4 protein-coding genes are annotated in these 3,401 nt (G+C 48.8%); 3 read left to right on the forward strand and 1 reads right to left on the reverse strand.

Annotated elements, in window-relative coordinates; genetic code table 11:
* Together VIM87_RS13995 and VIM87_RS14000 are read left to right on the forward strand one after the other, a co-directional pair.
* The coding region (locus VIM87_RS13995) for an ABC transporter ATP-binding protein (RefSeq protein ID WP_331997593.1) at positions 1 to 1,606 on the forward strand (1,606 nt) is incomplete at its 5' end.
* Between the two features lie 113 nt (positions 1,607 to 1,719).
* On the forward strand, positions 1,720 to 2,316 hold the full coding sequence (locus tag VIM87_RS14000; RefSeq protein ID WP_331997594.1) for a class I SAM-dependent methyltransferase: 597 nt from the start codon (positions 1,720 to 1,722) through the stop codon (positions 2,314 to 2,316).
* A 63-nt stretch (positions 2,317 to 2,379) separates the two neighbouring features.
* Here the strand turns inward: VIM87_RS14000 and VIM87_RS14005 are convergent, their stop codons facing one another.
* Positions 2,380 to 2,622 (reverse strand): DUF433 domain-containing protein, encoded by a 243-nt coding sequence (locus tag VIM87_RS14005; RefSeq protein WP_331997595.1) that lies wholly within the window; start codon positions 2,620 to 2,622, stop codon positions 2,380 to 2,382.
* 120 nt (positions 2,623 to 2,742) lie between these two features.
* Between VIM87_RS14005 and VIM87_RS14010 the strand changes: the two genes are divergently transcribed.
* A partial coding sequence (locus VIM87_RS14010) for an MBL fold metallo-hydrolase (protein WP_331997596.1) occupies positions 2,743 to 3,401 on the forward strand: 659 nt, incomplete at its 3' end.

Consider the following 3,401-nt stretch of genomic DNA (forward strand, 5'->3'; position numbering starts at 1 on the left):
GCCTATCATCATCGGCTATACGATCGATCATTTTATACAAAACCATCAATACCACAATGTGCTGCTCTTTTGTGGATTGTTGCTGCTCGTATACACCGCAGCTTTTATAGCCAACTACCTGCAGGCCCGCCTGATGGGCGGTATAGGCCAGCGCATGCTGTTTAACCTGCGCAACGCGGTGTTTGCCAAGCTGCAGGAGCTGCCTGTAGCTTTCTTTAACCAGAACAAAACCGGCGATCTCATTTCCCGTATCAATAATGATACGGATAAGGTGAACCAGTTCTTTTCGCAGTACCTGCTGCAGTTTGTAAGCAATATATTCCTGATGACGGGTTCCGGTATTTTCCTGCTGTCTATTCACCCGCGTTTGGGCGGGGCAGCCCTGGTACCGGCGCTTTCGTTGTTGGTATTCACCCGCTTGATCTCGCCCTGGGTGCGCAGGAAAAATGCCGCCAATATGAAAAGCACCGGCAGCATGAGCGCAGAGATCCAGGAAAGCCTGAACAACTTTAAAGTGATCATAGCCTTTAACCGGCGGGATTATTTCCGGAAACGTTTTGATGAGGTGAATAAGCAGAACTACGGTACTGCTATTGGCGCTGGCATGGCCAACAACGTATTTATGCCGGTGTTTGGCTTATGCGCGCAGCTGGCGCAGCTAACCGTGCTTACGTATGGCATTTACCTGGTAGCTACCGGGCAGTTCACTATTGGAATGCTCATCAGCTTCTTTGCATACGTCACCAACTTTTATAATCCTATACGCCAGCTTTCTGTGCTCTGGGCTAACTTCCAGGTAGCGCTGGCCGGCTGGGACCGCATCTCACAGATCCTTACCCTGCAATCTGACCTGCCTTTGCTGGCCACTGCAGCGGAAAGTAACAACACGGCTGTTATGGAGTTCAGGAATGTGCAGTTCCGGTATCCTGATAGTCCGCCTGTACTGCATAACGTAAGCTTTACTATGGAGCAGGGTAAAACCTATGCACTGGTAGGACCAACCGGCGGCGGTAAAACCACTACGGCCTCCTTAATAGCACGCCTGTACGACCCTACGGAAGGACAGGTATTTCTGAATGGTAAGGATATCCGCATTTACGAAGCAGCCACCCGCAGCAGCAAGATCGGGTTTATACTGCAGGAGCCTTTCCTGTTCAGCGGCACACTGCGTGATAACATTTTGTTTGGTAACGCGGAATACGTGGGCATGACAAACGAGCAGCTAAGCGAGGTAATAAAAGAAGCCCACCTGGAAAGCCTGCTGGCGCGTTTTGAGCAGGGGCTGGATACTAAGATCCTGACCAGCGGAGATGCGGTAAGCCTGGGACAAAAACAGCTGATCGCTTTCATCCGCGCAGTACTGCGCAAACCGGAGCTCCTGATCTTAGATGAAGCCACCGCTAACATTGATACCATTACCGAACAGCTGCTGGAAAAGATCCTGCAACAGCTGCCGGCTACTACTACCCGCGTGATCATTGCACACCGGTTGAACACGATTGAAAATGCAGATGAGATCTTTTTTGTGAATGCAGGAGAGGTGATCCGCGCCGGCTCACTGGAACATGCCGTGAATATGCTGCTGCATGAAAAGAGGGCCAGCTGAATTGTTGTGTAAGCACTGGTTTGGATGGCTGTAATGGCGCCTTACCGGTGTTATCATGACTATGATTTATTTTTTGGGGTTAACTTTGTGATGGAAAAAGTAAAAACGGTGAAATGATTGACCCAGAGCAGGCGCATTATTTTTCATCTAATGCCGATCTTGATAGTATTTACCCGGAGCGTATCCGGCAATTATCCAAACGCCACTGGACCCCGCTGGGCGTAGCCAAAAAAGCAGCGCAATTCCTGGCAGCCAAACCAGGTGATAAGATCCTGGACATTGGCAGTGGTGTAGGTAAATTTTGCCTGGTGGGTGGCCACTTTTGCCCCGAGCAGCATTTTTACGGAATAGAACAACGCAGGGAGCTGATCGAGCATGCAGAAGCAGCGCAGGCGCTGACCGGTGTGGAGAATGTAACTTTTATACACGGCGACTTTACCCGTTTGGATGTAACCCCGTACAACCACTTTTATTTTTACAACTCTTTTTATGAGCACCTGGTTGAATCTGACGACCGGATCGACGATGAAGTAGACTACTCTGAAGGGATGTATAATTTTAATGCCCGTGCGCTGTACCAGGCGCTGGATAGTAAACCGGTGGGCACGCGGGTAGTAACATTTCATAGCCTGCTGGATGAAATGCCGCAAGGTTACCAGCTGGCGTATAGTTCGTTGGGGATGCTGCTGAAGGGGTGGATAAAGGTGTAGGGGGTGGATTAATCCAGTTCTATAATGGCAATATCCGTAGTTGTTAACAGGTTAACAGCCTCCTCAGGCAGCATGGATCACCACCGTGTTTTTCAGTTTCAAAGAAGCATATAATAACGCAGCATGAATATCATCCTTTTCCAGAATAGGATGCTGCTCCAGGATATCACTTTCTGTCATACCATTTGCAAGCATTTCCAATATATCCCCTACCGGAAAACGCATACCACGAATGGTTGGCTTACCGCTCATGAGCCCCGGAATGATCGTAACACGTTCCAATAATTGCTGCTGCCTGGTATTCATAACAAAATAATTTAACAACCTACTGACAAGTATAGTAAAGATACACAATAAAGACAACATCCCGGATACTCTAAAACTCGGACTATCCCCTTATATTTATCCCATCAAAAAACCGTTGCCATGTCTACCATTACCATCCGGCTCCTGCGCCATGCTACCCTCCTCCTCACCATCAATAACCAACGCATACTCGTAGATCCCATGCTCAGCAAAAGAGCCGCTATGGATCCCGTACCCATGGCCGCTAACGAAGACCGCATTCCCCTGGTAGACCTCCCGGTTTCGGCTACTGAATTAACTACTTTATTAAATGATATAGACGCCGTTATTGTTACCCATACCCACCGCGATCACTGGGATCCTGCTGCGCAGGAACAGATCGCAAAAGACAAGATCATCTTCTGCCAGCCTATTGATGAAGCATTGATACAATCGCAGGGATTTACCCGGGTACAGCCCATTGAAAGTAATTTCATCTGGAACGATATTTCCATTCACCGCACCAACGGACAGCACGGTACCGGTGAGATAGGGCAAAAGATGGGAACAGTTTCAGGCTTTGTGTTTACTTACGGCGAGCAACGTTTATATATTGCCGGGGATACTATCTGGTGCAGCGATGTAGAAGATGCCATTACCACTCATCTGCCTACCCACATTATTGTAAACGGTGGCGGAGCACAGTTTGTACAGGGCGATCCCATTACCATGACCATCAACGATGTGCTGGCAGTGGCGCAATTCACCGAAGCGCCCATACTGGTAGTACACCTGGAAAC

Origin of the sequence: Chitinophaga sp., assembly GCF_036569125.1 — a bacterium.
Lineage (GTDB): Bacteria > Bacteroidota > Bacteroidia > Chitinophagales > Chitinophagaceae > Chitinophaga.

Bases quoted from the DNA above. Each gene is read 5' to 3' on its own strand.
- VIM87_RS14005 (WP_331997595.1), bottom strand. From the start codon at position 2,622: ATGAATACCAGGCAGCAGCAATTATTGGAACGTGTTACGATCATTCCG.
- VIM87_RS14000 (WP_331997594.1), top strand. From the start codon at position 1,720: ATGATTGACCCAGAGCAGGCGCATTATTTTTCATCTAATGCCGATCTT.